Origin of the sequence: Methylobacterium currus (genome assembly GCF_003058325.1) — a bacterium.
Lineage (GTDB): Bacteria > Pseudomonadota > Alphaproteobacteria > Rhizobiales > Beijerinckiaceae > Methylobacterium > Methylobacterium currus.
Genome location: NZ_CP028843.1, coordinates 1,331,016 through 1,358,013 on the forward strand (window position 1 = coordinate 1,331,016; position 26,998 = coordinate 1,358,013).

A 26,998-nucleotide genomic window follows, 5' to 3' on the forward strand; every position below is an offset into this window, starting at 1 on the left:
CTGCTTTGCGCAACTCTGCTTAGAGTCTTGTTTTTGCATCATTTTCACCGCCGAACCGGCGACCGCTTCGGCACCGGCCGCCTGCGGCCGGCGGAATGGTGCTCAGGAGCCCGAAACACCATGCCGAGCCCCTTCCACGAGGTGCGCTTCCCCCTCGCCCTGTCCTACGGCTCCCGCGGCGGGCCGGAACGGCGCACCGAGATCGTCACCCTCGGCTCCGGCGACGAGGAGCGCAACAGCCTCTGGCGCCACTCGCGGCGGCGCTACAACGCGGGACCGGCCCTGCGCTCGGCCGAGGACGTGGCGCTGCTGATCGCCTTCTTCGAGGAGCGCCGCGGCCCCCTCCACGGCTTTCGCTGGCGCGACACCTTCGACCATTCCTCCGCGCCGCCCGGGCAGGCTCCCGCGCCCACCGACCAGCGCCTCGGCACCGGCGACGGCACCACCCGGGTGTTCCCGCTCGCCAAGACCTACGGGTCCGCCTTCGCGCCCTATGCCCGCCCGATCACCAAGCCGGTCGCCGGCTCGGGTCTGGTCGCGGTCGGCGGCGTCGCGCTCGCCGCCTCGGCCGTCACGCTCGATGCCACGACGGGCCTCGTCACCCTCAAGGCGGCGCCGGCTCCGGGTGCCGTGGTGACGGCGGGCTTCCTCTTCGACGTGCCGGTGCGCTTCGCCACCGACCGCATCGAGATCGACCACCAGGCCCTGCGTGCCGGCGTGGTCGCCGACATCCCGATCCTCGAGATCCGCCGATGAAGACCCTGCCGCCCAACCTCGCCGCCAGCCTCGCGAGCGGGGTCACCACCCTGTGCACGTGCTGGATCGTCACCCGCAGCGACGGCCAGCGCCTCGGCTTCACCGACCACGACGAAGACGTGACCGTCGACGGCGTCCCGTGCTCGGCCGAGAGCGGCGCCACCGGCACCGCGCTCGAACAGGGCACCGGGCTCACCGCCGACAGCCTGGAGATCGTCGGGGCGCTCACCAGCGGGCGCCTGGCGGAAGCCGAGCTGGCGCGCGGCCTGTTCGACGGCGCCGCGGTCGCGGTCTGGCGGGTCGACTGGGCGAGCCCGGCCGACCGGGTCCTCGTCCTCTCCGGCACCCTGGGCGAGGTCTCGCGCGGGCCCACCGCCTTCACGGCGGAGGTGCGCGGCCTCGCCGATCGGCTCAACCAGCCGCGCGGCCGGGTCTACCAGCGCTCCTGCGACGCGCTGTTCGGGGACGGCCGTTGCAAGGTCGACGCGACAGCGCCGGCGCTGCGCGGCAGCGGTACGGTCGCGACGGTGAGAAGCGCCCGCACCCTGTCGGCCTTCGGCCTCGCCGGCTATGCCGCCCGGTGGTTCGAGGCCGGCCGGCTGGTCTGGATCTCCGGCGCCAATGCCGGCGCCGCGGTCGAGGTGCGGGCGCACGGCCAGTCCGGCAGCCTCGCCACCCTCGACCTGTGGGAGCCGATGCCGGCCCCGATCCTCCCCGGCGACGCGTTCCAGGTCGTCGCCGGCTGCGACAAGTCCCTGGCGAGCTGCCGGGACAAGTTCGCCAACGTCGTCAACTTCCGCGGCTTCCCGGACCTGCCGGGCAACGACTACGCCGTGGCCTACGCCGTCCAGGGAGCCGACAACGATGGAGGCCGCCTCGGCTGAGACCCGCGCGCGCGTCGTCGCGCTGGCGCGCACCTGGCTCGGGACGCCCTACCACCACCAGGCCAGCCTGCGCGGGGCGGGCTGCGACTGCCTCGGCCTGCTGCGGGGCGTCTACGCCGCCTTGTACGGCGCCGAGCCGGAGGCGCCGCCGCCCTACACGCCGAGCTGGGCGGAGGATCGCGGCCAGGAGACGTTGCGGGATGCCGCCGCCCGCCACCTGGTGCCGCTGGCGCCCGCCGCGGCCGAGCCCGGCGACGTGCTGCTGTTTCGCTGGCGCGATGGTCTGCCGGCCAAGCACTGCGCGATCGTGGCGGGCCCGTCCCACATGATCCACGCCTATGACGGTCACGCGGTGGTCGAGACCTGGATCCCGCCAGCCTGGTCCCGGCGGATCGCCTACGCCTTCCGGTTTCCCGAACCCCTCCCCGAGATCCCGCCCGGGATCGTCCCGAAGATCCCGCCCGGGATCGTCCCGAAGATCCCGCCCGGGATCGCCCCGAAGATCCCGCCCGGGATCGCCCCGAAGATCCCGCAGGGGCCCGCGCGATGAGCACGCTCGTCCTGTCCGTGGCCGGCCAGGCGGTCGGCAGCGCCCTTGGCGGCCCGATCGGCGGGGCCATCGGCCAGGTCCTCGGCGCCGCCGGCGGCAGCGCCCTCGACCGAGCCCTGTTCGGCTCCCGCCCCAAGCCGCGGATCGACCTAGGCCCGCGCCTGTCGGACCTCCACGTCACCGCCTCGACCGAGGGCGCCGCCATCGCTCGGGTCTTCGGCCGGGTCCGCATCGGCGGCCAGATCATCTGGGCCACCAGGATCAAGGAGACGCAGAAGGTCGAGAAGGTGAAGGCTTCCGGCGGCAAGGGCGGAGCAACGCAGAAACAGTACAACGTGACCTATGCCTACAGCGTCAGCGTCGCGGTCGCCCTGTGCGAAGGCCCGATCGTCGCCGTGGGCCAGGTCTGGGCCGACGGCAAGCCGATCGCGCTCGCCTCCTACGGCGCCCGGGTCTATCCCGGCGACGAGGCGCAGGGGCCGGACCCGAAGATCGCCGCCATCGAGGGCGCCGACAGCGCCCCGGCCTATCGCGGCCTGGCCTACATCGTGTTCGAGGACCTGCCCCTGGCGGCGTTCGGCAACCGGGTCCCGGTCGTCACGGCGGAAGTGATCCGGCGTGCGCCCGCTGCCTCCGGCCGCCCGGCCCTCGAGGAGCTGGTGACCGCCGTCACGATGATCCCGAGCATGGGCGAGTTCGCCTATGCCACCGCGCCGGTCACCGCCTCGACCTTCGGCGGGATCGCCGGGCAGAACACGGTGTCGGGCGGGGTCGACGTGGTGAAGGCGCTGGATCAACTCGCGGTCGAGGCGCCGCGCTGCCGGCACGTCTCGCTCGTGGTCGCCTGGCACGGTACGGACCTGCGGCTGTCGGCCTGCCGCATCGTCCCGAAGGCCGAGACGGCAGCGAAGACCACCAAGCCGGAATGGCTCGCGGGCGGGGTCGACCGGGCGAGCGCCAGCATCGTCAGCGGCGGCGCCTCCGGTGCGCCGCTCGTCGGCGGCGCTCCCTCCGATCTATCGGTGGTGCAGCTGATCGGGGCGCTGAAGGCGCGGGGCTACGCCGTCACGCTCTACCCGTTCGTGATGATGGACATCCCGGCCGGCAACGGGCTGCCCGATCCCTATGGCGGAGCGGAGCAGGCGGCGTTCCCCTGGCGCGGGCGCGTGACCTGCCACCCGGCCCCCGGCCGCCCCGGGACCCCCGACAAGACCGCCGCGGCGGCTGACCAGGTCGCCGCGTTCTTCGGCAGCGTGGCGCCGGCGGATCTGGCGTGGAACGGTAAGACGGTCACCAGCGCCAAGGCGGAGTTCTCGTTCCGGCGCTTCATCCTGCATTGCGCGCGGCTCGCCGAGGCGGCGGGCGGGGTGGACACGTTCCTGATCGGCTCGGAGCTGATCGGGCTGACCACGGTGCGGTCGGGTCCCTCGACCTTCCCGGCGGTGGCGCAGCTGGTGGCGCTCGCGGCCGATGCACGGGCGATCCTCGGCAGCGCCACCAAGATCGCCTATTCGGCCGACTGGACGGAATACGCCAGTCATCGCCCGGCCGACGGCTCGGGCGACGTGTACTTCCACCTGGATCCCTTGTGGTCGAGCCCGAACATCGACTTCGTCGGGATCGACAATTACATGCCGCTCGCCGACTGGCGCGACGGGTTCGACCACCTCGACGCGAAGGGAGGCACGTTCACGTCCGGCGCGCCCTCGCCCTACGATCCCGGGTACCTGACCGGCAACGTCGCGGCCGGCGAGCTGTTCGACTGGTACTATCCGACGCCGGCCGATCGCGACGCGCAGAACCGGGTGCCGATCGCCGACACGGCTTACGGCGAGCCCTGGGTCTTCCGCCTCAAGGATCTGCGCGCCTGGTGGGCGAACCCGCATCGCGACCGGCCGGGCGGAGTGCGCCAGGCCACGGCGACGGCCTGGGTGCCGCGGGGCAAGCCGATCCGCTTCATCGAAGTGGGCTGCCCGGCGGTCGACAAGGGCATGAACCAGCCCAACGTCTTCGTGGACCCGAAGTCGTCCGAGTCGGTCCTGCCCTACTTCTCGAATGGCCGGCGCGACCTGGCGGCGCAGCGCGCCTACCTCGAGGCGACGCTCGCCTACTGGCAGGGAAGTGCCGGCAACCCGGTCTCGTCGGTCTATGGCGGCCGGATGGTCGATCCCGAGCGGCTGTTCGTCTGGACCTGGGACGCCCGGCCCTACCCGGACTTCCCGCGCCAGGCCGGCGTGTGGAGCGACGGGCCGAACTACCGCCTCGGCCACTGGATCAACGGGCGGCTCGGCCTGACGCCGATCGCCGACGTGGTGGCCGAGCTGTGCGGGGGCTTGGGCGTGCCGGTCGAGGTCGGGCAGCTCTCCGGCCTGGTGGAGGGCTACGCGATCACGGAGGTGCAGACGCCGCGGGCCTCGCTCGACCCGCTGCGGACGTGCTTCTTCTTCGATGCGGCGGAGTCGGCCGGGCGGCTGGTCTTCGCGCCGCTGGCGCGGGCGCCGGCTTTGCGGCTCACGGCCGACGAGCTGGTGGCGGGGTCGGGCAGCACCGGCGACTACCGGCGCACGCGGTCCGAGGAGACGGCGCTGCCGGGGGTGGTGGCGCTGACCTACATCGATCCGCAGCGCGGCTACCAGCCGGCCTCGGTCGAGGCGCGGCGCGCGAACGGCCGGGCCAATGCGGTGCAGCGGGTCGCGGTGCCGCTCTGCCTCGACGAGGGAGCGGCGCGGGGCATCGCGCAGGCGCTCCTCTATCAGGGCGTGGTCGAGCGGGAGCAGGTCGGGGCCACCCTGCCGCCGTCCTGCCTCGCCTTGGATGCCGGCGACGTCGTCACCCTGTCGCTGGCCGGAGCCGCCACCGATTACCGGCTGACCCGCCTCGGCCTGGAAGGGGGCCGGCCGGCGAGCGGCATCCGCATGGATCCGTCCGTCTTCGCCTACCGCGACGGCACCGCGACGCCGCGCCCGGCCGAGCCGCCGGCGACGGTGGGCGTGGCCCTGTTCCACTTCCTCGACCTGCCGCTCCTGCGGCCGGACGCGGTGCCCCATGCGCCCTACCTCGCCGCCTACACCGCGCCGTGGTCGCCGGTGGCGGTCCTGCGCGCGACCGCCGGCGGGGCGTTCGCGGAGGACGCGACGGTGGGGGCGCGCTCGATCATCGGCCGGCTGACGGCCGAGCTCTATCCTGGCCCGTGCGGGCGGTGGGACCGGGTGAACGCGGTCTATGTCGAGGTGCCGCGCGGGGTGGAGCTGGCATCGAGCTCCGAGATCGACGTGCTCAACGGGGCCAACGTCGCCGCCCTGCTCACCCCCTCGGGCGAGTGGGAGGTGCTGCAATGGGCGCAAGCCACCTTGCTCGCGCCGGGCCGCTACCGCCTCGGCACGCTGCTGCGCGGCCAGCTCGGGACGGAGTTCGCCTTGGGCGCCCCGACCCCGGCGGGCGCCCCGTTCGTGGTCCTCACCGACGCGCTGGTGCAGTCGGGGATGCCCCTGTCCGCCCGCACCCTGCCGCTCGCCTGGCGCTGGGGGCCGCTCGGCCGGCCGCAGGACGATCCGAGCTACACCGGCGCCACCCTGGCGGTCCGGGGCGTGGGCCTGCGGCCCTACGCGCCGGCTCAAGGACGGATGGTGCGGACGGAGTCCGGCGACCTGCACCTCACCTGGATCCGGCGCACCCGGATCGACGGCGACCCGTGGGAACAGGTCGAGGTGCCCTTAGGCGAAGAGGGCGAGGCCTACGCCCTCGACGTGCTCTCCGGCTCCTCTGCGGGCGCCACGGTCCTGCGCACGGTCGAGGTCACGGCGCCGGCCGCCACCTACACCGCCGCCCATCAGGCGGCCGACTTCGGCGGGCCGGTCGCGCGCCTGTCCGTCGCCATCCACCAACTCTCGGCAACCTACGGCCGCGGCGCGGCCCTGAGGGCGACCCTGTATGCCTGACGCAGCCACCGCCCACCTCGCCCTGCCGCTGATGGCGGCGGCGCAGGCGCAGAAGCACGTGACCCACAACGAGGCCCTGGTCGGCCTCGACACGCTGGTCCAGCTCGCGGTCCTCGACAAGGACCTGACGGCCCCGCCCGCCAGCCCGGCGGAGGGCGACCGCTACCTGATCGCCGGGGCCTCGCCCACCGGGGTGTGGGCGGGCTGGGCCGGCCGGGTGGTGCGCTACCAGGACGGGGCGTGGCGCTCCTTCGTGCCGCGCCCCGGCTGGATGGCCTTCGTGGCCGACGAGGCGGACCTGTACACCTACACCGGTGGGGCCTGGGCCTCGTTCCGCTCCAGCCTGACGGCGCTCCAGAACCTCGCGCGGCTCGGGATCGGCACCACCGCCGACGCGCAGAACCCGTTCGCCGCCAAGCTCAACACGGCGCTGTGGACCGCCCTGACGGCGGGCGAAGGCGGGACCGGGGACCTCCGGTACACCCTCAACAAGGAGGCCTCCGGCAACACCCTGTCGCTGCTGCTCCAGTCCGGCTATTCCGGCCGGGCGGAGCTGGGCCTGACCGGCGACGACGACCTGCGGGTGAAGGTCTCGCCCGACGGCAGCACCTGGCGCGAGGCCCTGCGGATCGACCGCGCCACCGGCGGCCTCGACCTCACGGCGGCGGAGGTTTCGGCCCCGGTCGCCGCCACGGTCGATCTCGGCGCGCTGCCCGCCCTCAAGGTGGCGCTCACCGGCGCCGGCACCGTCACCAGCTTCGGCACCAGCCCGAACCGGGTGCGGCTCCTGCGCTTCACCGGCGCCGCGACGCTCACCCACAACCCCGCCAGCTTGGTCCTGCCGGGGGGCGCGACCCTCGTCACCGCCGCCGGAGACACCGCGCTCGCGACCTCCGACGCCGCCGGCACCTGGACGGTGCGGGACTACGTCCGCGTCTCCGGCAAGCCGGTGACCGGCCCGGCCGCCGCCGACATCACCGACGCCAGCGCGACCGGCCGCAGCGTCCTCACCGGTACGGCGGCGCAGGGCGCGACCGCCTTGGGGCTCGGGACGGGCAACAGCCCGACCCTGGCCGGCGTGATCCTGTCCTCGTCCTCCAGCGCCGACACGGTCCAGATAGCCCGGCTGCTGAGCCCGGCGGCGGCATCGGGCACCTCGTACACGACACTCCGCATCGAGAAGGGCCCGAACTACGGCGGCGAGATCGCCGGCTACCTGACGCAAGGCATCGGCGGCGGCATGAGGCTGTCCGTTCTCAACGGCGCCGGAAACACGGTCGAGGCGCTGCGGTTGGACGGCACGGGAGCGGCGACGTTCGGCGGCGTACTGAACGGAGGGTCCGCGACCTTCTCCGGCGTGGCGATCGCAGGTTCTGCCGGCACACAGCGCCGTCTCGTCTGGTCGTCGGGGACGAGCCTGCGCTGGGCGCTTCTCGCGACGGACAACGCCGAGACGGGCAGCAACGCCGGATCGGATCTGTTCTTAGCCCGGTACGCGGATAGCAGCGCTTACCTCGACAGCCCGTTCGTCGTCAGCCGGGCGACCGGTAAAACGTCGCTGTTGTCATTGGCGGTCTCCGGCCCTGTGGCCGTGAGCGGGCCGCTGTCCCTCGGCTTCTACACGGTGGCCACCCTGCCGACCGGCACCTCAGGCACGGTGCTGTACGTTTCCAACGGTCGCAAGGTCGGCGAGGGCGCGGGCGCCGGCACCGGCGTGGTCGCCTACTACTCCAACGGCAACTGGCGGCGGCTGTCGGATGACAGCGCGATCGCGGCGTGAGGGCGTGATGAGTGATCCCTACCTGTACGAGTTCCTGTATCGCGGCCGGCCGGCGGGATCGACCGAGGCGCCGGCCTGGCACGTGGTGCTGGGTCAGCACGTGACGCCGCCGGGTGCGGTTGAGGCGCAGTTCGTGTCGAGCGGGGCGCTCACGCCGGCGCAGGCCGAAGCGGCGGGGTTCCCGCTCTCGGCGGTGCTGGCGGGGATCGACGCGGCGGCGCTCGCAGGGCGCGATGCGGCTTTGGCCGAGGCGGCGGCGGCGCGGCAGGAGCGCGATGCCCTGGCGGCGCAACTCGCGGCGCTGCAAGCCGCGCCGGCTGCGGGCCTACCTGCCGTGTCGGACCGGCAGTTCTTCCAGGCCCTGGCGCAGGCCGGGGCGATCACGCCCGACGAGGCGCTGGCGGCGGTGATGACCGGCCGGCTTCCGGCGCGGATCGAGGCGGCGGTGGCGGGCCTGCCGGAGGCGGAGCGCTTCGCCGCCCGGATGCTGGTGTCCGGCGCGACGACGTTCGAGCGCGGGCACCCGATGGTGGCGCGGCTCGGCGCCGCGCTCGGCTACGACGCGGCAGCGCTCGACGCGCTGTGGCGCCAAGCGGCCGCCCTGTGACGGCCGCCCTCTGCAGACAAAGGCCGACTTCGGCCTGACCCGCGCCCGGGCCATCCGGCCGGCGCCGCCGCACCACCCTGCACAATCCGGAGAGACCCATGGCCGCGACCACGTTCGAGCGGGCGCTTTCGCTCGTCCTGATTCATGAAGGCGGATGGTCGGACGACCCGGCCGACCCGGGCGGGGCCACCAACCTCGGGGTGACGATCAGCACGTTGAGCCTGTGGCTCGGCCGGCCGGCGACGCGGGCGGAGGTGCGGGCGCTGACGCCGGCGAGCGTGGCGCCGCTCTACCGTCGCCGGTTCTGGGACGCGATCCAGGGCGATGCGCTGCCGGCGGGGCTGGACTATGCGCTGTTCGACTTCGCGGTGAACAGCGGGCCGAAGCGGGCCGTGATCGGGCTGCAACGGGTGCTCGGGCTCGCCGACGACGGGCGGCTCGGCCCGGTGACGCTGGCGGTGCTTCAGGGCCGGGACGGGCCGGGGCTGATCGATGCCCTGAGCGACGAGCGGCTGTCGTTCCTGCGGGCGCTCTCGACCTGGCCGCGCTTCGGCCGCGGCTGGAGCCGGCGGGTCGAGCAGGTGCGCGCCGCGGCCCTCGGCTTCCAGGCCGCCCCGAACGGAGCCGCCGCGCCGGCTGTGTGCCCCGCCTGCGGCAAGCGTGTCGCGGCCTGACCCACCCATCGTTGACGCCAGCCACCTTCAGGAGATCGCCATGAACCAGGAACAGCTCACCACGCTGCTGCGCACCCTGCTGCAGTTCGGCGGCGGGATCGCCGTCGGGCGCGGCTGGATCGATGCCGACACCGCCACCGCGCTGAGCGGCGCGCTGGTGACGCTCCTCGTCACCGGCTGGGGCCTCTACGCGCGGCGCAATGCCGGCCTCGTCGCCGCCGCGGCCGCGGTGCCGGCCGTGAGGACGATCCTGGCCGACCCGGCGACCGCAAACGCGATCCCGAGCGCCAAGGTCCAGCCGGCGGAGTCGCGCATGGCACGGCCCGGGGCGGCATGATCGCGGCATCCCCGGGCCGTCGTCAGGATGTCGTCGCCGGCTTCGCTGGCCGAAACCGGTGCGCGGGAGAACCTGCCCGTCACCCGTAGGCGAGACACCAGCCCGGTCCGCGCAGCCAGCAACGGTCCTCCGGGACCGCATCCGTGCGGAAGAGATCCGGACGGCCTCCTGGCCGCCGGCCGCCAGCGCACGCGCCAGGGCCCGCTCGGCCTCTAGGTCGCGGGCACCGGCACAGGGATAGATCAGGGTCGGGGAGAGGCAGCGTGCCGTGTATTGCCCTTCGTCTCGGCGCTCGATCAGGAAGACGGCACCTCGGGTGATCGGCGTGTCGGGCGGCCCCTGCGGCGGCCCTGATCCCCCGCTCGCCCTGTCAGCCCAGCACCACCACCTGCGCCCCCACCGGCACCCGGGCGTAGAGGTCGATCGCGTCCTGGTTGATCATCCGGATGCAGCCCGAGGAGACGCTGCGGCCGATGCTCTCCGGCTCGGTGGTGCCGTGGATGCGGTAGAGCGTGTCCTTGTTGTTCTGCCACAGGTAGAGCGCGCGGGCACCGAGCGGGTTATGCGAGCCGCCCGGCACACCCAGCCCGCTCTGCAGCTTGGACACGCTGCGGGCGAGCGCCGGCTGGCGGGCGATCATCTCCTTGGGCGGGTACCAGTCCGGCCAGGCCTGCTTGGAGTTGATGGTGGCCGCCCCGTTCCAGGCGAAGCCCTGGCGGCCGACGCCGACGCCGTAGCGGCGGGCCCGGCCGCCCTCCTGGATCAGGTAGAGGTGGTGCGCCCGCGGATCGACCACGATCGTGCCGGGCGCGTAGCGGCCGCCATAGGCGACCTCCTGGCGCAGGAAGGACGGGTTGGCCCGGCGCCAGCGGAAGGCCGGGACCGGGAACGGCTCGGTCTCGACGGCCGCATAGGCGCGGGCGTAGTCGATCGGCCCGTCATCGACCACGATCGCGGCGTTCGGATCGACATTGCCCGGCTGCGGCGGCGCCACGGCGCGCCGGCCGCCCCAGAACGAATCCTCCTCGGGTGCCTCGGCGGGAGCGGGCCCGCCCCGGTAATACGGGTCCGTGGCCTGCCCTCGCGGGTCTTGACCCCGCGTATCGTAGAACGTGCCGTCATCCGCCGGCACGGGATCGCGGGAGCGCCGGCGCCGGACGGGGGCGAAATCCTGGTCCGTCCAGGCGAGGGCAGGGCGCGACATGACGCCCGCCAGCAGCGTCGAGGCGAGGCCCGCGGCCGTGCCGGTGACCAGGAAACGGCGGTTCTTGTCGGTCATGGGAGGTCTTGAGGATCGTGCTGACAGGAACGGGGCGCCGGATGGCGCAATGCAGCAACAGCTAGGGCATTTCCCCACCGAGGGGAAACCACCATCCGTGAAAAAACCGTCAGGACCAACGGGCTAGCACGATATCCCGACGGGTGTGGCACCGGCGCCGCCCGGGCCGGACCGCCTCCGGCGCCGCGCGGGACCGGCAGATCAATCGCGTGCGATACTTTTTCTATTTCGTATCGCAACTGACGAATTCTGTTGTTACGCATATCACTTGCGGTTGACGACCCCGACAACACGTGCCCTCTTGGTCCGGTCACTTCGATCTGGTGCGCCATGACCAACGATGACCCCACCCGGTCGCTCGACCTGATCGAGCTCGCTGCCGATGTCGTGTCGGCTTATGTGGCAAACAACTCCGTTCCGGCGGCGGACGTGCCGGGGCTGATCGCGGCGGTCCACGCGTCGCTGAACCAGCTCGGTGCTGCGCCGGCGCCGGAGCCCGAGAGGGCGACGCCGCCGGTGCCGATCCGCAAGACGGTCACCCCCGACCACATCATCAGCCTCGAGGACGGCAAGCCCTACAAGACGCTGAAGCGCCACCTGGCCGGGCGCGGGCTCACTCCCGAGCAGTACCGCCAGAAATGGGGCCTGCCGCCGGACTACCCGATGGTCGCCGCCAACTATGCCGCCCAGCGCTCCGAGCTCGCCAAGAGCTCAGGCCTCGGCCAGAGCCGGCGCGGCCGCGGCGCGGCCATGCGGGCCGCCGCGGACCCGGTGGTCTCCGGGCCGGTGCCGGAAAAGCCCAAGCCCCTAGAAAAGCCCACGGGAAGGCGCCGCTGACGAGCACGGCCGCCGCGCCGCCGCGAAGCACCCGCGTGAGCGGGAACAGACCGGCGCGCTCATCGTGCATTCAGGTCGTTAGTTCTTACTTGGACGGGCAGGGCGGCCCTTGCGCCGCCCCTCACGTCCAAGGAGAGATCCCACGATGATGCACGTCAAGGTGCTCGGGATGGCCGCCCTCGTCGCGGGCAGCTTCATCGGCAGCTTGGGTCTTGCGTCCACCGCGCAGGCCGCCCCGATCGGCCTCGGCGCGGCGGGCACGCTCGCGCCGGAAACGGGCGTGACGAAGGTGGCCGGCGGCTGCGGCCCGGGCTTCGTCCCGAACCGCTTCGGCTATTGCCGCCCGTTCTACGGGCCGCGGCCGTTCTACGGCCCGCGCCCCTATTACTACGGCCCTCGGCCGTACTGGCGGCGCCCGTATTACGGCCCGCGCCGCTTCTATTACGGGTACTGATCCGGATCTCATCGACTGAGCGAGGCGCCCGACCGGCCGGTCGGGCGCCTCTTCGCGTTCAAGGTCCGGCGGTCACCCGGCCCGCGCCGCCGGCTTGCGCCCGAACGGGTCGAACTCGATCACCGGAGCCTTGCGGCCGTGCAAGGCCGGCAGCACCCGCTCGCCGAAGGCGTCGATGAAGGCCGCCTGGTTGCCGCCGACCTGGTGCAGGTCGATGCTGTCGAAGCCGAGCGCCGCGCAGGCGGCGATGCGCTCGGTCAGGGCCGGCAGGTCGTGAGAGATCAGCACCGCCTCGTGCATGTCCTCGGGCCGCAGGTAGCGGGCAGCGGCCTCGAAATCGGCCGGCCGGGGCAGTTCCCAGGCAACCGAGGCCGGCAGGGCGTTGAAGCGCCACTCGTCATGGGCCTGGCGCAGGGCCTCGGCCGGATCGGGGGCGTAGCTCAGGTCCATCTTGAGGAAGACCGGCTTGTCGGCGCCTCCGTTCTCCCGGAACGCGTCGACGATCGGCCCCAGGGTCTCGGGGCTCGTCCCGACGGTGAGGAGCCCGTCGGCCCAGGTACCGAGCCAGGCGGCGGTCTCGACGCTGGTGGCGGCGCCCACGAGGCGGGTCGGGGTCTCGGGAAGCGACCACACCTTGGCGTCCACCGCCGTCAGGCGGCCGCGCTGCGTCACGGTCTCGCCGGCGAGAAGCGCCCGCATGATCTCGGCGCCCTCGCGCAGGCGGGCATTGCGCTCGGCCTTGTCGGGCCATGGCCTGCCGGTGGCGCGCTCGTTCATCGCCTGGCCGCTGCCCAGCGCCACCCACGGCACCCGGCCGGGGAACATCTGCCCGAGGGTCGCCACGGCCTGGGCCAGCACCACCGGATGGTAGCGCCAGCCGCCCGGCACCGAGATGATCCCGAAGGTCAGGCGTTCCGTCGCCTGCAGGGCGGCGCCGAGCCAGGCCCAGGCGAAGCCGGATTCGCCCTGGCTCGGCGACCAGGGCTGCAGATGGTCGGAGGAGAAGGCCCCGTCGAAGCCGGCCTGCTCGGCCCGCTGGGCGAGCGCGAGCAGCGCCCGGGGCGGGCACTGCTCGTGGGAGATGTGGTAGCTGTACAGGGTCATCGCGCGGCTCCCGGCCCGGGGAATGCCCGAGCCCGGGCGGTCGTTCCGGGTCGGCGCGGTTGCGCCGCGGACCCGACCGCTCCTCGCTACATCCCTACCGCGACCTTTCGGCTGTTGCCCCGCTGGAGGTTGCGGTAGCGCGCCAGCGCCCAGAGCGGGAAGAACTTCGCGTAGCCGTGATAGCGCAGGTAGAACACCCGCGGGAAGCCGGTGCCGGTATAGAAGTCCTCGCCCCACAGCCCGTCGGCACCCTGCGTGCGGGCCAGATAATTGACGCCGCGGGCCACCGCAGGGTGGTCGGCCTCGCCCGCCGCCATCAGGGCGATCAGGGCCCAGGCGGTCTGCGAGGCGGTGCTCGCCGCCCGCTCGTAGCCGCGATATTCGAGCTTGTAGCTCGCCGCGTCCTCGCCCCAGCCGCCATCCGGGTTCTGGATCGCGACCAGCCACTCCACCGCCTTGCGCATCGGCGCCGAGGCCGGGTCCTGGCCGGCGGCGTTGAGCGCGCAGAGCGCCGACCAGGTGCCGTAGATGTAGTTCATGCCCCAGCGGCCGTACCAGCTGCCGTCCTCCTCCTGATCGGCCAGGAGATAGTCGATGGCCCGGGCGAGGGCGGAGCTGGTCTCCTTGGTCTCGCCGAGCTGCGCCAGCATCGAGATGCAGCGGGCGGTGACGTCGGCGGTCGGGGGATCGAGCAGGGCGCCGTGGTCGGAGAACGGGATGTAGTTCAGGTAGTGATAGGTGTTGTCGGCATCGAAGGCGGCGAAGCCCCCGTCGCGGCTCTGCAGGCCCTCGATCCACTCGCGGGCGCGGGCGATCGCGTGGGTGTAGTCGGAGCCGCCCTCGCCGGGGCCGAGACGGGTCTGGGCCCGGTCCATCGCCATCGCCACCACGGCGGTGTCGTCGAGGTCGGGATAGTGCGGGTTGTTGTACTGGAACGCCCAGCCGCCCGGGCGCACGTCCGGCTTGCGGGCCGCCCAGTCGCCCTTGATGTCGAGGACCTGGAGGGGCTTCAGCCATTCGAGGGCGGCGCGGGCCTGGCGCTCGTTCTCCGGCCCGCCGGCCTCCATGAGGGCATGGGCGGCCAGGGCCGTGTCCCAGACCGGCGACAGGCAGGGCTGGACGTAGGCCTCGTGCTCCTTGACGGTGACGAGCTTCTCCACCGCCGAGCGCGCCGTGACCACCAGGGGGTGGTCCTCCGGATAGCCCAGCGCCTCGTACATCAGCACCGAGTTGGCGATGGCCGGGAAGATGGCGCCGAGGCCGTCCTCGCCGTTCAGCCGCTCGCTGACGAAGGCCACCGCCTTGTCGATGGCGCGCGCCCGGGGCTTGGCCGGGAAGAACGGCTCGACCACCCGCAGGATGTCGTCGATGACCGCGAAGACCGGACGCCAGGGCGACGCTTCCTGGGCGCCGGAGGGCCAGCGCCGGACCCGCTCGGGATCCTGGGTGAACAGCTCGCGCACACTGACGCCGCGCGGGTTCCTGGCCCGGGGCTTCTGCACCTGCAGCACGAAGAGCGGCACCATCACGGTGCGGGCCCAGTAGGACACCTTGTCGAGGTGGAACGGGAACCACCGCGGCAGCAGCATCACCTCGACCGGCATCACCGGCACGGCGCTCCACGGCACCTCGCCGTAGAGGGCGAGCAGGGTGCGGGTGAAGACGTTGGCGTGGGCGGCGCCGCCGCGCTGCAGGATCGCGTCCCGGGCCCGGCGCATATGCGGCGCGTCGATCGGATCGCCGATCATCTTGAGCGCGAAGTACGCCTTGACGGTGGCGCTGATGTCGAGGGGCCCCTCGTGCACCAGGGCCCAGCCGTGGTGCAATGCGCTCTGCGTCCGGCGCAGGTAGACGGCGATCTTCTCCTCCAGCTCCCGCCCGGGCACCGAGCCGCGGAAGTGGTGGTAGAGGATGTACTCGGAGGGGATGGTGGCGTCCGCCTCCAGCTCGAAGCACCAGTGCCCGTCGGCATGCGCCAGTTGCGTCAGCGCCCGGGACGCCGCCGACACCCGCCGCTCGACCTCGTCGAGGGTGATGTCCTGCGTGCTCTTGCGTTGCAGCGTCTCGACCTTGCCCACGGTGTCTCTGCCTTCCTCAAGCGTAGGCGGCTCCGCCTCGCCGCCCATGATGCCATCCCGATTCGTTTTCGCAGCGCACAAAACGCCGCGCACGCCCACGCTGTTCCCGAAAGCGGGCCCTGGCGTCAAGCGGCTCCGCGCAACGCAGCGTTGCCGCCGGTGCGCGCACCGGTGCCGGCGCGAGCGTCGGTGCCAGACAGGATCTGCGCGGCCGTCGCCCCGGACCGGATCGCCCCCTCGATGGTCGAGGGCAGCCCGGTCGCAGTCCAGTCTCCCGCCAAGGCCAGATTGGCGATGTGCGTGCGCGCACCGGGCCGGCGGGCGGCTTCGGCGGGCGTGGCCGCGAAGGTGGCACGCTTCTCCTTGACGATCTGCCACCGCGGCAGGGGCTCGCCGGAAAACCCCGAGAGCCGCGAGACCTCGTCCCAGATCGTGCGGGCGAGCTCGTCGCGCGGCACGTCGAGCAGGCGGTCGGCACCGCTGATCGTCACCGAGAGCCGGTCGGGGTAGGAGAAGAGCCACTCGGTCACGCCGCCGACGACGCCCAGCAGCAGCGGCGCTCCCGGCTTCGGGGGCAGCGCGAAATGGGCGTTGACGATCGAGCGGTGGCTCTGCGGCACGTCCAGGCCCGGCATCAGGTCGGCGGCGACCCACGGCGGCAGGGCCAGCACCGCCGCATCGTCGGGCCCGAGATCCTCCGCACCGTCCGTGAAGTCGAGCCGGGTCAGCCGCCCGTCCTCGATGCCGAGCCCGCGCAGCCGCCGGCCGAAGCGCATCTCGGCGCCCGCCTTCGCCAGAGCCGCCAGGGCCGGATCGACGAAGGCCGCCGACAGGCCCTCGACGGCGACGAGCGGCCGGCAGGCCCGGCCGCCGGCGCCGAGCGTCTCGCGCAGGATGGTGGCGGCAAGCCCCGCATCGCTCTCCTGCGGCTCGGTGTTGAGGGCGGCGAGCAGCACCGGGCGCCAGAGCCGGTCCCACAGGAGCCCCTCGCAGGCCATGCTCTCGCCGATCGTCGCGGCCTTCGTGGCGCCACGGAAGATGCCCAAGGGGGCGAGGTAGTCGCGGGCGCGGCTGCCCGGCACCCGGCGGCGGGCGTCGAGCACCCACCAGGGCAGGCGGCCGGCATTCGGCCGCAGGGTCCAGCGCTCGCCCGTGGCGAGGTCGGCGAAGGCGAAGGCGGCCTCGTCCGGCCCGGCGAGCACGCCGTCGGGCGCGCCGGCCAGTTTCAGGAAGTCGAGGGCGTCGCGGTTGCCCGACAGGAGCAGGTGGTTGCCGTTGTCGATCGTCAGCCCGAGAGCCGGATCGAAGTAGGAGCGGCAGCGCCCGCCGGCCTGCTTGGCCGCCTCGTGCACCACGACGCGGCGGCCCGCCTTCGCCAGGCGCAGGGCCGCGGAGAGACCGGCGAGGCCGGCACCAAGGACGTGGACCTTCGGGACGTGGACGGTACCCATCAGACGATCGCGTGACGAAGGAGGACGCCGACCAGCGCGAGCTTGCCGGGCTTCACCCGCGCACGGGGCGCCGCCCAGCCGCGCTTGCGCAGGCCGACGAGGATCAGGTGGTAGGCCGCCCCCATGATCCGGGGCGCCTTGGTGGCGCGGCGGGATTCGCGGTTCATGATCGCCCAGGCGGCGTCGTAATGCGCTTGCGCCTCGTCGGCGAGGCGGGCGCAGACCTCGGCCAGACGCGGATGGGCGAGGGCTGAGGCCGGGGTCGGGTGCGAGACCCCGATCGCCGCCAGGGGCTCGGCCGGCAGGTAGAGCCGGCCGCGCTCCGCATCCTCGTCGATGTCGCGCAGGATGTTGGTGAGCTGGAGCGCCCGGCCGAGATGGTGGGCGAGCGTGATGCCGGGTTCCTCGGGCAGCCCGAAGATCCGCACCGAGAGCCGGCCGACGGCGCTCGCCACCCGGTCGCAATAGAGGTCGAGGGTGGCAGAATCGGGGGCGACGATGTCGGCCTCGGCGTCCATCGCCATGCCGTCGATCACCGCCTGGAAGTCCTCGCGCCGCAGGCCGAACTGGCGCACCGGGCCGACGAGGGCTTGGGTCCGCGGAACGGGGCGGCCGGCATAGAGGGCATCGATGTCGGCGCGCCAGCGGTCGAGCTCGGCGGCCCGCACCTCGCGGGCACCGCCGTCGTCGGCGACGTCGTCGACGGCGCGGCAGAAGGCGTAGACCGCGTACATCGCGTCGCGCTGCTCGGCCGGCAGCAGCCGCATGGCGGTGTAGAACGACGAACCGGCGGCCGGCAGGGCCGGGGCCTCGGTCGAGGCCTCGGCTTGCGAGGCGGGCTGGGAGGCGAGGGCGGTCACGGGCGGGCTCCCCGCAGGGCCGGGTGGAGGCGGCGGCGGAACGGCCGCCGGGCGAGGGCAGTGGCGGCGGCGGCGAGCGCAGTGAACGCGAAGGCGGCCTTGCCGTGATGGACCTTCTCGCTCAGCGGATCGCGCACCGTGAGGCCGCGGGCGAGCAGCACCGCGAGGCGGTGGATCGCCGCGATCTCCATGGCGAGGCGGGTGTCGTCGATCAGGTCGGGCAGGGGCCGGCCCTCCTCGAGGAGGTCGAGGCAGCGCTGCGCCAGCTCCCCGATCACGGCGCGCAAAGCCGGGGTGGCGCGCTCGGCACCTAAATCCTCGATGCGGGCGCCGTGCTTCTCCAAGGTCTCCCGCGGCAGGTAGACCCGGTCGACGTTCTGATAATCCTTGCCGCAATCCTGGAGGTGGTTGATCACCTGGAGCGCGGTGCAGATCGCGTCGGACGTAGCCCAGGTGCGGCCCGGATCCTCGCCGTGGACGTCGAGGACGAAACGGCCGACCGGCACCGCCGAGTAGCGGCAGTAATGCGCGAGCTCGTCCCAGCTCTCGTAGCGCGACTTGTGCGCGTCCATCCGGAAGGCGTCGAGCAATTCGAGCGCGTGGCGCGGGGGCAACCCGCGCTCGGCGAGCGAGCGGCGCAAGGGAGCGGCCTCCGGATCGTCGGGGCCCTTGCCGGTGAGCGCGTCGGCGAGGCCGTCGAGGAGCGCGACCTTCTTCTCCGGCGACAGGCCGGCATTGTCGGCGACGTCGTCGCCGGCCCGGACGAAGTGGTAGAAGTCCAGGATCGGGCCGCGGTGGCGCGGATGGATCAGGTGCGAGGCGACCGGAAAGTTCTCGTCGCGGTGCCCCTTGCCGGAGCGCGCCTCGGTGGCGGTGGTCATCGGATGTATCCAGCCTGACGGAACCAGGCGACGGCATCGGACAGGCCGTCGCGGTAGGGCCGGGCCGCGTAGCCGAGCTCGGCCCGCGCCTTGGCGTCGGAGAAGAACATGCGGTAGCGCGACATCCGGATGCCGTCGATCGTGGCGAGCGGCGCCTTGCCGGTGATCCGCGCGGCGAGTTCGGACACGAAGGCCACCGGATAGACCGCCGCCCGGGGCAGCCGGACGGTCGGGGCTTTTCGCCCGACGAGGCCGGCGATGTCGGCGAGCATGCGCGACAGGAGCACGTCCTCGCCCCCGAGGATGTAGCGCTCGCCGATGCGGCCGTTGTGCAGGGCGAGGAGATGGCCCTTCGCCACGTCGTCGACATGGACGAGGTTCAAGCCGGTATCGACGAAGGCCGGCATCTTGCCGTTGGCCGCCTCGACGATGATCCGCCCGGTCGGGGTCGGCTTGACGTCGCGCGGGCCGATCGGGGTCGAGGGGTTGACGATCACCGCCGGCAGGCCCTCGCGGGCCACCATCTCCTCGACCACCCGCTCGGCCACCACCTTGCTGCGCTTATAGGCGCCGATGGCGGTTTCGGGGGTCAGCGGCCGGGTCTCGTCGGCGGGCGTGCCGTCGTCGTGCGGCTTGATGGTGGCGACGCTCGACGTGTAGACGATCCGCTCGACGCCCGCCTCCAAGGCCGCCCGCATCAGCGCCCGGGTGCCCTCGCGGTTGGTGCGCACGATCTCTTCCGGGTCCGGCGCCCAGAGCCGGTAATCCGCCGCGGCATGGACGAGGTAGCGCATGCCGCGCATGCCGGCCGCCGCCGCCTCGGGGTCGCGCATGTCGCCCTCGACGATCTCGACGTCGGGCCAGGTCAGGTTGGTGCGCGGGCTCGTCGCGCGCACCAGCACCCGCACCGGGAAGCCGGCGGCCCGGAACACGTCGACCAGCGCCGGGCCGAGGAAGCCGCTGGCGCCGGTGATCAGCACCGGTCCGGCCTCGAGCCCGGGGCCGGACGGGATGCGGTCAGGCGCGATGCGGTTCTGGGCCTCGGTCATGCACTCTTTCTCGACCGTGCGGGCGGTGGGCCCGGTCTCCGGCAGTTACAAGTCGGGAAGCCGGGCCGCTTCTGCCAGCCCGGCGCCATGCCCGCAAGGCATGGGAGGTCGATCGCGGGCGGACGTGCCGCCCGCGCATCAGATCCTGCCGCCGGGATCACCCTTCCCGGCGAGACGTCTCAGGCGAGGCGCAGTCGCCCGCCCCGCTCCGCTCCGCGGACCGGCAGGGTCGCCTCGACGACCTTGACGATCGACGGCGCGTCGAGCCCCGCTTCCGCGTACATCCGCTCCGGCGTGTCATGCTCCTGGTAGGCGTCCGGCAGCGTCAGCGTCCGCACCCGCACCTTGCCCTCGTCGAGCGCGCCGCGCGACGACAGCAGGTGCAGCACCATCGCCCCGAAGCCGCCCACCGACCCCTCTTCCAGCGTCACCAGCACCTCGTGGCTCGCCGCCAGGTCCAGGATCAGCGCCTCGTCCAGAGGCTTGGCGAACCGCGCATCCGCCACCGTCACCCCGATGCCCGACGCCTCGAGCCGCTCCGCCGCCTTCAGCGCCTCCGAAAGCCGCGTGCCGAGGCTGAGCAAAGCCACCCGCGCCCCCTCCGGACGCCGGATCACCCGACCCTTGCCGATCGGCAGCACCTCGCCCGTCTCCGGCAGCTCGACGCCCACGCCCTCGCCCCGCGGGTAGCGGAACGCGATCGGACCCGAATCATGCGCATGCGCCGTCGCCACCATGTGCACCAGCTCGGCCTCGTCGGAGGCCGCCATCACCGTCATGTTCGGCAGGCAGCACAGATAGGCGAGGTCGAAGGCGCCCGCATGCGTCGCCCCGTCGGCCCCCACCAGACCGGCCCGGTCGAGGGCGAAGCGCACGGGAAGGTTCTGCAACGCCACGTCGTGCACCAGCTGGTCGTAGCCGCGCTGCAGGAACGTCGAGTAGATCGCGCAGAACGGCCGGAACCCTTCCGTCGCCAGCCCGCCCGCGAAGGTCACCGCGTGCTGCTCGGCGATGCCGACGTCGAAGGTCCGCTCCGGATGCACCTTGGCGAACAGGTCCACGCCCGTGCCCGACGGCATCGCGGCGGTGATCGCCACCACCTTGTCGTCGACATTGGCCGCCTTGATCAGGCTCTCGCCGAACACGCGGGTATAGGCCGGGGCGTTCGGCTTGGCCTTGGTCTGCTTGCCCGAGATGACGTCGAACTTCACCACCGCGTGGCCGCGATCGGCGGCGGCCTCTGCGGGGGCGTAGCCCTTGCCCTTCTGCGTGACGACGTGGACCAGCACCGGGCCGTCCGGCGCGTCGCGCACGTTCTTGAGGACGGGGAGCAGGTGGTCGAGGTTGTGGCCGTCGATCGGCCCGACATAGTGGAAGCCGAGCTCCTCGAACATCGTGCCGCCGCCGGCCAGGATGCCGCGGGCATACTCTTCCGCACGCGCCGCGGTGTCGTAGATCGCCTTCGGCAACAGGCGGCCGAACTGCTTGGCGGTGTCGCGCAGCGACCGGTAGGTGTCGCCCGAGACCAGCCGGGCGAGATAGGACGACATGGCGCCGACGGGGGGCGCGATCGACATGTCGTTGTCGTTGAGGATGACGATGAGGCGCGACTTCAGCGCGCCGGCATTGTTCATCGCCTCGTAGGCCATGCCGGCCGAGATCGAGCCGTCGCCGATCACCGCCACGACGTTGCGGCGCGGGGGCGTCTCGCCGCGCGCCTTCGCGGCGGCGTCGCTCAGGTCGCGGCCGATGGCCATGCCGAGGCCGGCGGAGATGGAGGTGGAGGAATGGGCCGCGCCGAAGGGATCGTAGGGGCTCTCGGCGCGCTTGGTGAAGCCCGAGAGGCCGCCGCCCTGGCGCAGGGTGCGGATGCGGTCGCGGCGGCCCGTGAGGATCTTGTGGGGATAGGCCTGGTGGCCGACATCCCAGATCAGGCGGTCGTCCGGGGTGTTGAAGACGTAGTGCAGGGCGACGGTGAGCTCGACGACGCCGAGGCCCGCGCCGAGATGGCCGCCGGTGACCGAGACGGCGTCGATGGTCTCGGCGCGCAGCTCGGCGGCGAGCTGGGCGAGGTCGCTCTCGGGCAGCTGGCGGAGATCCGCCGGCTCGCGGACGCGGTCGAGGAGGGGAAGAACCAGATCGGACAAGTCGTGACACTCGCTCATTCGAGGGCGGATCCCGCCTAAGCCTCGCGGCCGGGAATCCCCGCAGATGGCGGCCGTTATACCGCAAGCGGCCGATCGCGCCATCGCTCGGCGCGCGAACCTCACGGTTGCGGCTGTGCGCGGCGTAACAACCCCGAAGAACATCCTGAACCCGGCGTGAATCCTTTATGGCGCGGCGACAGCTGCGCCGGAATGCGCTAGGATGCTTGAGCACGACGTGACCGCCCGGCGGTCTCGCCAATACGCGTTCCAGCACGGAGGTCAGATGGGACGGTCGATACCGGCGCGCGGGCTCGTCCTGAGCGTGCTGCTGGCGGCGCCGGGCCTCCTGCTGGTCGCGCCGAGCCGTGAGGCGCAGGCGGTGCCGCTGTATCCCGCCCTCGACCCCGCCTGGCTGCCGCACCTGCCCGTCTGCCCGCCCACCGACCGGACCTGCGATCTCGTCGCGCGGCGCCGCATCCCCGCCTGTACCTGGCGGGTGCGGCCGACGCCGGAAGGCCCGCGACGGGTCCGGATCTGCGCGTGACGCGCGTCGCCCGCAAGCGGGACGGCCCGCCGTCGCCGCCCGGAATCCTGTGCCTGTTGCTCCTGACCCTGCCGGCACCGGCGCTGGGGCGCGACTGTCCCGAGCATTTCGCCGGCGGCACGCGCCCGGCGCTGACCAATCCGCGGCTCTCGGCCGACACCACGCTGCTGTGCTATCAGGCCTTCGCGGTCCTGTATTCGGGCCTGTCGCGCACGCCGCTCTACGCCGCAGAGCACCTCACCGCGGCGCGGATCGAGGCCGCGCGCCGGGTCGACCGGATCGACGCCTTCCACGAGGAGGAGCGGCTGCCCGAGGCGGCGCGCTCCGACCTCGCGGATTACGCCGGCAGCGGATGGGACCGGGGCCACATGGCCCCCTCCGGCGACATGCCGAGCCCGAGCGCGCAGGCGGACTCCTTCACCCTCGCCAACATCGTGCCGCAGAATCCGGACCTCAACCGCCGGCTCTGGGCCGGGATCGAGAGCAGCGTGCGGGCGCTCACGCTCGCGCGCGGCGACCTCTTCGTCGTCACCGGGCCGCTCTTCGAGGGCACGAGCGTGCAGTCGCTGCGCGGCCGGGTGCTGATCCCGACCAGGCTTTTCAAGGCGGTCTACGACGCCAACCGGGGCGAGGCCGGGGTCTACCTCGCCCGCAACGCCGCGCCGGGCGAGGCCTGGGAGGCGATCTCCCTCGAGCAGCTCGCCGCGATCGGCGGCATCGTCGCCTTTCCGGACCTGCCGGACTCGGTCCGCCGCCGCATCATGGCGCTGCCCGAGCCGCGGCGCGACGAATATGCCGGCGGCCCGCGCAGCCGCCGCGAGCCCGGCTTCCTCGACTGGCTCGCCGCCGAGCTGCGCCGCGCCGCCCGCCGCGCCTGGCGCGACGTCCTCCGCTCGCTGTTCTGACGATCCCGCTCGCATCCCGGACGAGACGCCCATGCCCGCGCACGCGAAGCCCGCCTTCACCCCCTTCGCCGACGATGCCGCGGTCCAGACCCTCGGCGGCCTGACGCTCGAGAACGGCACCGCGCGGATCGCGCTTCACGGCTCGCTCGACTTCGCCCGCGACCGGGAGAGCCTGGAGCGGGCGCAGGCGCTGCAGAAGACCCTGGCGGCGATCGTGGCGGCGCTGGAGGCCGAGGGCGACCTGCCCGAGCGGGCGCAGGAGGTCCGGGCGGCGACGACCGAGGTGAAGAACCCGTTCGGCTAGAGCTTGTTTCCGACGGAGGGGAAACCGGTTCGCCGAAGACGATGCGGCGCAATCGAAGACCCAGAGCAGCGTCCCGCGGCCGCCTTGCACCCCCCCGGCGGCCCTGGTAAGCGCGGGAGCACTCCCAATTCCACGCGCGACCGCCCGCGCCGGCGCCCGTCGGGCCGGATCATCGTCACGATCATCCGCCCGCCCCGCCCCGAATCCGGTCGGGACCACGCGACAGACACCCGGAAGGACCAGCCCATGGCCCGTGAATTCATCTACCACATGCGGGGTCTGACCAAGACCTATTCCAGCGGCAAGAAGGTGCTCGACAACGTGCACCTGTCCTTCTACCCGGACGCCAAGATCGGCGTGCTCGGCGTCAACGGCGCCGGCAAGTCGACGCTGTTGCGCATCATGGCGGGCATCGACACGGAATTCTCCGGCGACGGGTTCGTGGCCGAGGGCGCGCGGGTCGGCTACCTGCCGCAGGAGCCGCAGCTCGATCCCGACAAGACCGTGCGCGAGAACGTGATGGAGGGCGTCGCCGAGTCCCAGGCGATCCTCGATCGCTACAACGAGCTCGCGATGAACTATTCCGAGGAGACGGCGGACGAGATGACCCGTCTCCAGGACGAGATCGAGGCCAAGGGCCTGTGGGATCTCGATTCCAAGGTCGATCAGGCGATGGACGCCCTGCGCTGCCCGGGCGACGACGTGGCGGTTGCAACGCTGTCGGGCGGCGAGCGCCGCCGCGTCGCGCTCTGCCGCCTGCTCTTGTGGCAACCGGAGCTCCTGCTCCTCGACGAGCCGACCAACCACCTCGACGCCGAGACCGTGGGCTGGCTCGAAGGCCACCTGCGCTCCTATCCGGGCGCGATCCTGATCGTCACCCACGACCGCTACTTCCTCGACAACGTCACGAGCTGGATCCTCGAGCTCGACCGCGGCCGCGGCATCCCCTACGAGGGCAACTACTCGTCCTGGCTGGTCCAGAAGCAGAAGCGCCTCGCCCAGGAGGGCCGCGAGGAGGAGTCGCGCCAGCGCACCATCGAGCGCGAGCAGGAATGGGTCTCGGCCTCGCCGAAGGCCCGGCAGGCCAAGTCCAAGGCCCGTATCGCCCGCTACGAGGACCTCGTCGCCAAGTCGCAGGAGAAGGGGCCCTCGACCGCGCAGATCGTAATCCCGATCGCCGAGCGGCTCGGCAACAACGTCATCGAGTTCGACCATCTGGAGAAGGCCTTCGGCGACCGGCTGCTGATCGATGACCTGTCGTTCAAGCTGCCGCCGGGCGGCATCGTCGGGGTGATCGGCCCCAACGGCGCCGGCAAGACCACCCTGTTCCGGATGATCAACGGCCTCGAGACTCCGGACAAGGGCGAGATCCGCATCGGCGAGAGCGTCAAGCTCGGCTATGTCGACCAGTCCCGCGACGCGCTCAACCCCGACGCCACCGTCTGGCAGGAGATCTCCGGCGGCAACGACATCCTCTATCTCGGCAAGCGCGAGATCAACTCGCGGGCCTATTGCGGCGCCTTCAACTTCAAGGGCTCCGACCAGCAGAAGAAGGTCGGCGTGCTCTCCGGTGGCGAGCGCAACCGCGTCCACCTGGCCAAGATCCTGAAGAGCGGCGCCAACGTGCTGCTCCTCGACGAGCCGACCAACGACCTCGACGTCGACACCCTCCGCGCGCTCGAAGAGGCGCTGGAAGATTACGCCGGCTGCGCGGTGATCATCAGCCACGATCGCTGGTTCCTCGACCGGATCGCGACCCACATCCTCGCCTTCGAGGGCGACAGCCACGTCGAGTGGTTCGAGGGCAACTTCGCCGATTACGAGGCGGACAAGAAGCGGCGCCTGGGCGTCGATTCCACCATCCCGCACCGGATCAAGTACAAGAAGTTCAGCCGCTGAGCGGCGAACGAGGCGGCGGGAGACCCGCCGCCTTCACGGCGCTGTCCTCGGCCTTCGGACCTAAATGCGCTCGCCCGCGAGCCGGTGGCTGAGCATGTCGACGAACAGGCGCGTCCGGGCCGGCGTTCCGGAACTGCCCAGCCACACCGCGCTCACCCGGATCGGCGGCGGCTCGTGTGCCGGCAGGAGGAGTTCGAGGCGCCCTTCGTCGAGATCCTGCCTGACCTGCCAGAGGGGCGCCAGCCCGATCCCCGCCCCGTGAAGCACGGCGGCGGTCGCCTGGACCAGCACGGGCTGGCCTGGCATCTGCGTCGCTGGAGCGGCGTTCGGCGGCTGTTCCCTCGCGCTCGCGCTCACCGAACCGCGCGCTCCCGGCAGCCGGGGGGCCGCCTGAGGCGGCCCGAGCCAAGCCCCTTCCGGCCTGCTCTCCCTATCGCGTCGCCGAGTACAGCGACGCGCCGGACGCGATCGGTGAGGTGACGGTGGAGAACACGCTGAGGACCTTCTGGACCTCGGTGAAGGGCGCGTTCGAGACGTAGACGAGGTCGCGGTTGCGCATCCGGAACGCCTGGGAGACGAACAGGCTGTTGGGATCGCGCATGTTGATCCGGTACACCACCGGCACGAAGTTCGAGGACAGCAGCGGGCTGCCGGGCCGCAGGCGGCGCACCACCGAGGCCGGCTCGAACCGGAAGATGAACACGCCGGCCGGATCGGCCTGGAAGTCGCGCAGGCCCCCGGACTTGGCCAGCGCCTGCGCCAGCGTGATGCCCTCGGCCGAGAACGGGATCTCGTAATTCGCCCCCGTGGCGCCGACGGCCAGGAAGGTCTGGGGATCGCGCACCAGGGTGAGGGTGTCGCCCGGACGCAGGAAGATGTTCTCGCGCGGGTTGGAGACCACCGCGGTGAGCGGCACCGTCGCGGTGGTCGAGCCGCGCGACAGCCGCACGAAGGTCTCGCTCACCGGCGCCGAGACGCCGCCCGCGGTGGCGATGACGTCGAGCAGTCGGTCGCCCTTCTCGGTGAGCGGCACGCGGCCGCCGCCGAGATTCGAGACCGGGCCGCTGCGGGCCGCGGCCAGGCGACCGCCGCCGGCGGCGGCGGCCTCGCCCAGCACCGTGACGCTGGTGCTGAGCGGCGAGTTGACGGTGACGAGCACCTGCGGCTGGATCGCCTTGCCGGCCAGCTCCTGCTCGATCTGGGCCTGCACGTCCGGGGTGCGCCGGCCCGCCACCTTGATGCGGCCGGCATACGGCACCGAGATCGTCCCGTCCCGGGCCACGATCTGCTCGGGGATGCTGGAGGATTTCGAGCCGGTGGAGAAGCGGTCGGCGATGGCGGGAGCGGAGAACAGGCCGCCGCTGCCGGCCTCCCAGATCGTCACCGTGACGGCGTCGCCGACGCCGATCACCGGCTGCACCGAGGGGCGGCGGTCGCCGAAGGAGGCGAGCAGGCTGTCGAGGGGGCGGCCGCGCAGGGCCTCGACCACCGCGGCATCGACATCGACGAGTTCGTAGCGGGCGAGCAGGCCCTGATCGGTGGCGACGTCGGCGCCTTCCGCGACCGCGCTCGCCGTCGGGCCGGAAGCGGGCAGGAAGCTGCTGCATCCCCCGATGAGGCAAGCCGCCGCCAGGACCGCTGGCATACCGACGCGCACCATGCACCACCCCTTCTCAAAAC

Annotated in this window: 24 protein-coding genes; 14 read left to right on the top strand and 10 right to left on the bottom strand. The window is 72.5% G+C overall.

Going from position 1 to position 26,998, the window contains the following annotated elements; all coding sequences use genetic code 11:
• Positions 1 to 120 precede the first annotated feature (120 nt).
• From DA075_RS06085 to DA075_RS06120, 8 genes are all read left to right on the top strand, one after another.
• Positions 121 to 756 carry a DUF2460 domain-containing protein gene (locus DA075_RS06085; protein WP_099952454.1) on the top strand — a complete coding sequence of 212 codons (636 nt, stop codon included), beginning with the start codon at positions 121 to 123 and terminating at the stop codon, positions 754 to 756.
• The gene (locus DA075_RS06090; protein WP_099952455.1) at positions 753 to 1,640 is read left to right on the top strand and encodes a DUF2163 domain-containing protein; all 888 of its coding nucleotides are present in this window, start codon (positions 753 to 755) and stop codon (positions 1,638 to 1,640) included. The genes DA075_RS06085 and DA075_RS06090 overlap by 4 nt, the downstream gene beginning before the upstream one ends.
• Complete coding sequence (locus tag DA075_RS06095; RefSeq protein WP_099952456.1) at positions 1,621 to 2,190, top strand: DUF6950 family protein; 570 nt, start codon at positions 1,621 to 1,623, stop codon at positions 2,188 to 2,190. The genes DA075_RS06090 and DA075_RS06095 overlap by 20 nt, the downstream gene beginning before the upstream one ends.
• Entirely contained in the window at positions 2,187 to 6,128 is a 3,942-nt protein-coding gene (locus DA075_RS06100) for a baseplate multidomain protein megatron (RefSeq protein WP_099952457.1), read from the top strand. The genes DA075_RS06095 and DA075_RS06100 overlap by 4 nt, the downstream gene beginning before the upstream one ends.
• Positions 6,121 to 7,908 (top strand): DUF2793 domain-containing protein, encoded by a 1,788-nt coding sequence (locus DA075_RS37380; protein ID WP_244936518.1) that lies wholly within the window; start codon positions 6,121 to 6,123, stop codon positions 7,906 to 7,908. Before DA075_RS06100 ends, DA075_RS37380 begins: the two co-directional genes overlap by 8 nt.
• Before the next feature lie 7 nt (positions 7,909 to 7,915).
• On the top strand, positions 7,916 to 8,515 hold the full coding sequence (locus DA075_RS06110; RefSeq protein ID WP_099952458.1) for a hypothetical protein: 600 nt from the start codon (positions 7,916 to 7,918) through the stop codon (positions 8,513 to 8,515).
• Positions 8,516 to 8,613: 98 nt separating this feature from the next.
• A complete protein-coding gene (locus DA075_RS06115; protein WP_099952459.1) occupies positions 8,614 to 9,189 on the top strand; it encodes a glycoside hydrolase family 108 protein in 576 nt (191 codons plus the stop codon).
• A gap of 40 nt (positions 9,190 to 9,229) precedes the next feature.
• Entirely contained in the window at positions 9,230 to 9,526 is a 297-nt protein-coding gene (locus tag DA075_RS06120) for a Pam3-gp28 family putative phage holin (RefSeq protein WP_099952460.1), read from the top strand.
• A gap of 370 nt (positions 9,527 to 9,896) precedes the next feature.
• Here DA075_RS06120 and DA075_RS06125 read toward each other — a convergent pair whose 3' ends face one another.
• Positions 9,897 to 10,805: a L,D-transpeptidase gene (locus tag DA075_RS06125; protein WP_099952461.1), complete on the bottom strand. Its 909-nt coding sequence runs from the start codon at positions 10,803 to 10,805 to the stop codon at positions 9,897 to 9,899.
• 330 nt (positions 10,806 to 11,135) lie between these two features.
• Between DA075_RS06125 and DA075_RS06130 the strand changes: the two genes are divergently transcribed.
• Complete coding sequence (locus DA075_RS06130) at positions 11,136 to 11,642, top strand: Ros/MucR family transcriptional regulator (RefSeq protein WP_099952462.1); 507 nt, start codon at positions 11,136 to 11,138, stop codon at positions 11,640 to 11,642.
• 145 nt (positions 11,643 to 11,787) lie between these two features.
• Entirely contained in the window at positions 11,788 to 12,096 is a 309-nt protein-coding gene (locus DA075_RS06135; protein ID WP_099952463.1) for a GCG_CRPN prefix-to-repeats domain-containing protein, read from the top strand.
• 72 nt (positions 12,097 to 12,168) lie between these two features.
• Here DA075_RS06135 and DA075_RS06140 read toward each other — a convergent pair whose 3' ends face one another.
• From DA075_RS06140 to dxs, 7 genes are all read right to left on the bottom strand, one after another.
• Positions 12,169 to 13,200: a TIGR03885 family FMN-dependent LLM class oxidoreductase gene (locus tag DA075_RS06140; RefSeq protein WP_099952464.1), complete on the bottom strand. Its 1,032-nt coding sequence runs from the start codon at positions 13,198 to 13,200 to the stop codon at positions 12,169 to 12,171.
• Positions 13,201 to 13,286: 86 nt separating this feature from the next.
• The gene (gene shc / locus DA075_RS06145; protein WP_164712217.1) at positions 13,287 to 15,326 is read right to left on the bottom strand and encodes a squalene--hopene cyclase; all 2,040 of its coding nucleotides are present in this window, start codon (positions 15,324 to 15,326) and stop codon (positions 13,287 to 13,289) included.
• Between the two features lie 77 nt (positions 15,327 to 15,403).
• Complete coding sequence (gene hpnE / locus DA075_RS06150) at positions 15,404 to 16,729, bottom strand: hydroxysqualene dehydroxylase HpnE (protein WP_099952466.1); 1,326 nt, start codon at positions 16,727 to 16,729, stop codon at positions 15,404 to 15,406.
• Complete coding sequence (gene hpnD, locus DA075_RS06155) at positions 16,729 to 17,589, bottom strand: presqualene diphosphate synthase HpnD (protein WP_099952467.1); 861 nt, start codon at positions 17,587 to 17,589, stop codon at positions 16,729 to 16,731. The genes hpnE and hpnD overlap by 1 nt, the downstream gene beginning before the upstream one ends.
• Positions 17,586 to 18,470: a squalene synthase HpnC gene (gene hpnC / locus DA075_RS06160; RefSeq protein ID WP_099952468.1), complete on the bottom strand. Its 885-nt coding sequence runs from the start codon at positions 18,468 to 18,470 to the stop codon at positions 17,586 to 17,588. The genes hpnD and hpnC overlap by 4 nt, the downstream gene beginning before the upstream one ends.
• A complete protein-coding gene (gene hpnA / locus DA075_RS06165) occupies positions 18,467 to 19,519 on the bottom strand; it encodes a hopanoid-associated sugar epimerase (RefSeq protein WP_099952469.1) in 1,053 nt (350 codons plus the stop codon). The genes hpnC and hpnA overlap by 4 nt, the downstream gene beginning before the upstream one ends.
• Positions 19,520 to 19,698: 179 nt before the next feature.
• Positions 19,699 to 21,666, bottom strand: coding sequence for a 1-deoxy-D-xylulose-5-phosphate synthase (dxs, locus tag DA075_RS06170; RefSeq protein ID WP_099956437.1), 1,968 nt, complete (start codon positions 21,664 to 21,666; stop codon positions 19,699 to 19,701).
• A 283-nt stretch (positions 21,667 to 21,949) separates the two neighbouring features.
• Here dxs and DA075_RS06175 point away from each other — a divergent pair, with 283 nt between their 5' ends.
• The 4 genes from DA075_RS06175 (at position 21,950) to ettA (ending at position 25,318) form a co-directional block, all read left to right on the top strand.
• Positions 21,950 to 22,210 carry a hypothetical protein gene (locus DA075_RS06175; protein WP_099952470.1) on the top strand — a complete coding sequence of 87 codons (261 nt, stop codon included), beginning with the start codon at positions 21,950 to 21,952 and terminating at the stop codon, positions 22,208 to 22,210.
• On the top strand, positions 22,207 to 23,115 hold the full coding sequence (locus DA075_RS06180) for a DNA/RNA non-specific endonuclease (protein ID WP_232386162.1): 909 nt from the start codon (positions 22,207 to 22,209) through the stop codon (positions 23,113 to 23,115). The genes DA075_RS06175 and DA075_RS06180 overlap by 4 nt, the downstream gene beginning before the upstream one ends.
• Before the next feature lie 31 nt (positions 23,116 to 23,146).
• The gene (locus tag DA075_RS06185) at positions 23,147 to 23,419 is read left to right on the top strand and encodes a hypothetical protein (protein WP_099952471.1); all 273 of its coding nucleotides are present in this window, start codon (positions 23,147 to 23,149) and stop codon (positions 23,417 to 23,419) included.
• 246 nt (positions 23,420 to 23,665) lie between these two features.
• A complete protein-coding gene (gene ettA, locus DA075_RS06190; protein ID WP_099952472.1) occupies positions 23,666 to 25,318 on the top strand; it encodes an energy-dependent translational throttle protein EttA in 1,653 nt (550 codons plus the stop codon).
• Between the two features lie 60 nt (positions 25,319 to 25,378).
• Here ettA and DA075_RS06195 read toward each other — a convergent pair whose 3' ends face one another.
• Both DA075_RS06195 and DA075_RS06200 read right to left on the bottom strand, forming a co-directional pair.
• A complete protein-coding gene (locus tag DA075_RS06195) occupies positions 25,379 to 25,624 on the bottom strand; it encodes a LysR substrate-binding domain-containing protein (RefSeq protein ID WP_099952473.1) in 246 nt (81 codons plus the stop codon).
• Between the two features lie 124 nt (positions 25,625 to 25,748).
• Complete coding sequence (locus DA075_RS06200; RefSeq protein WP_099952474.1) at positions 25,749 to 26,978, bottom strand: polysaccharide biosynthesis/export family protein; 1,230 nt, start codon at positions 26,976 to 26,978, stop codon at positions 25,749 to 25,751.
• Positions 26,979 to 26,998: the final 20 nt, after the last annotated feature.

What these genes read in the sequence shown, in the direction of transcription:
- DA075_RS06085 (WP_099952454.1), top strand. Translation starts at nt 121, where the DNA reads ATGCCGAGCCCCTTCCACGAGGTGCGCTTCCCCCTCGCCCTGTCCTAC.
- hpnE (WP_099952466.1), bottom strand. Translation starts at nt 16,729, where the DNA reads ATGGGTACCGTCCACGTCCCGAAGGTCCACGTCCTTGGTGCCGGCCTC.
- DA075_RS06135 (WP_099952463.1), top strand. Translation starts at nt 11,788, where the DNA reads ATGATGCACGTCAAGGTGCTCGGGATGGCCGCCCTCGTCGCGGGCAGC.
- DA075_RS06140 (WP_099952464.1), bottom strand. Translation starts at nt 13,200, where the DNA reads ATGACCCTGTACAGCTACCACATCTCCCACGAGCAGTGCCCGCCCCGG.
- DA075_RS06090 (WP_099952455.1), top strand. Translation starts at nt 753, where the DNA reads ATGAAGACCCTGCCGCCCAACCTCGCCGCCAGCCTCGCGAGCGGGGTC.
- DA075_RS06175 (WP_099952470.1), top strand. Translation starts at nt 21,950, where the DNA reads ATGGGACGGTCGATACCGGCGCGCGGGCTCGTCCTGAGCGTGCTGCTG.
- shc (WP_164712217.1), bottom strand. Translation starts at nt 15,326, where the DNA reads ATGGGCGGCGAGGCGGAGCCGCCTACGCTTGAGGAAGGCAGAGACACC.
- ettA (WP_099952472.1), top strand. Translation starts at nt 23,666, where the DNA reads ATGGCCCGTGAATTCATCTACCACATGCGGGGTCTGACCAAGACCTAT.
- DA075_RS06130 (WP_099952462.1), top strand. Translation starts at nt 11,136, where the DNA reads ATGACCAACGATGACCCCACCCGGTCGCTCGACCTGATCGAGCTCGCT.
- DA075_RS06120 (WP_099952460.1), top strand. Translation starts at nt 9,230, where the DNA reads ATGAACCAGGAACAGCTCACCACGCTGCTGCGCACCCTGCTGCAGTTC.
- DA075_RS06195 (WP_099952473.1), bottom strand. Translation starts at nt 25,624, where the DNA reads ATGCCAGGCCAGCCCGTGCTGGTCCAGGCGACCGCCGCCGTGCTTCAC.
- DA075_RS37380 (WP_244936518.1), top strand. Translation starts at nt 6,121, where the DNA reads ATGCCTGACGCAGCCACCGCCCACCTCGCCCTGCCGCTGATGGCGGCG.
- DA075_RS06110 (WP_099952458.1), top strand. Translation starts at nt 7,916, where the DNA reads ATGAGTGATCCCTACCTGTACGAGTTCCTGTATCGCGGCCGGCCGGCG.
- DA075_RS06125 (WP_099952461.1), bottom strand. Translation starts at nt 10,805, where the DNA reads ATGACCGACAAGAACCGCCGTTTCCTGGTCACCGGCACGGCCGCGGGC.
- hpnA (WP_099952469.1), bottom strand. Translation starts at nt 19,519, where the DNA reads ATGACCGAGGCCCAGAACCGCATCGCGCCTGACCGCATCCCGTCCGGC.
- DA075_RS06115 (WP_099952459.1), top strand. Translation starts at nt 8,614, where the DNA reads ATGGCCGCGACCACGTTCGAGCGGGCGCTTTCGCTCGTCCTGATTCAT.
- DA075_RS06200 (WP_099952474.1), bottom strand. Translation starts at nt 26,978, where the DNA reads ATGGTGCGCGTCGGTATGCCAGCGGTCCTGGCGGCGGCTTGCCTCATC.
- DA075_RS06185 (WP_099952471.1), top strand. Translation starts at nt 23,147, where the DNA reads ATGCCCGCGCACGCGAAGCCCGCCTTCACCCCCTTCGCCGACGATGCC.
- DA075_RS06095 (WP_099952456.1), top strand. Translation starts at nt 1,621, where the DNA reads ATGGAGGCCGCCTCGGCTGAGACCCGCGCGCGCGTCGTCGCGCTGGCG.
- hpnC (WP_099952468.1), bottom strand. Translation starts at nt 18,470, where the DNA reads ATGACCACCGCCACCGAGGCGCGCTCCGGCAAGGGGCACCGCGACGAG.
- DA075_RS06100 (WP_099952457.1), top strand. Translation starts at nt 2,187, where the DNA reads ATGAGCACGCTCGTCCTGTCCGTGGCCGGCCAGGCGGTCGGCAGCGCC.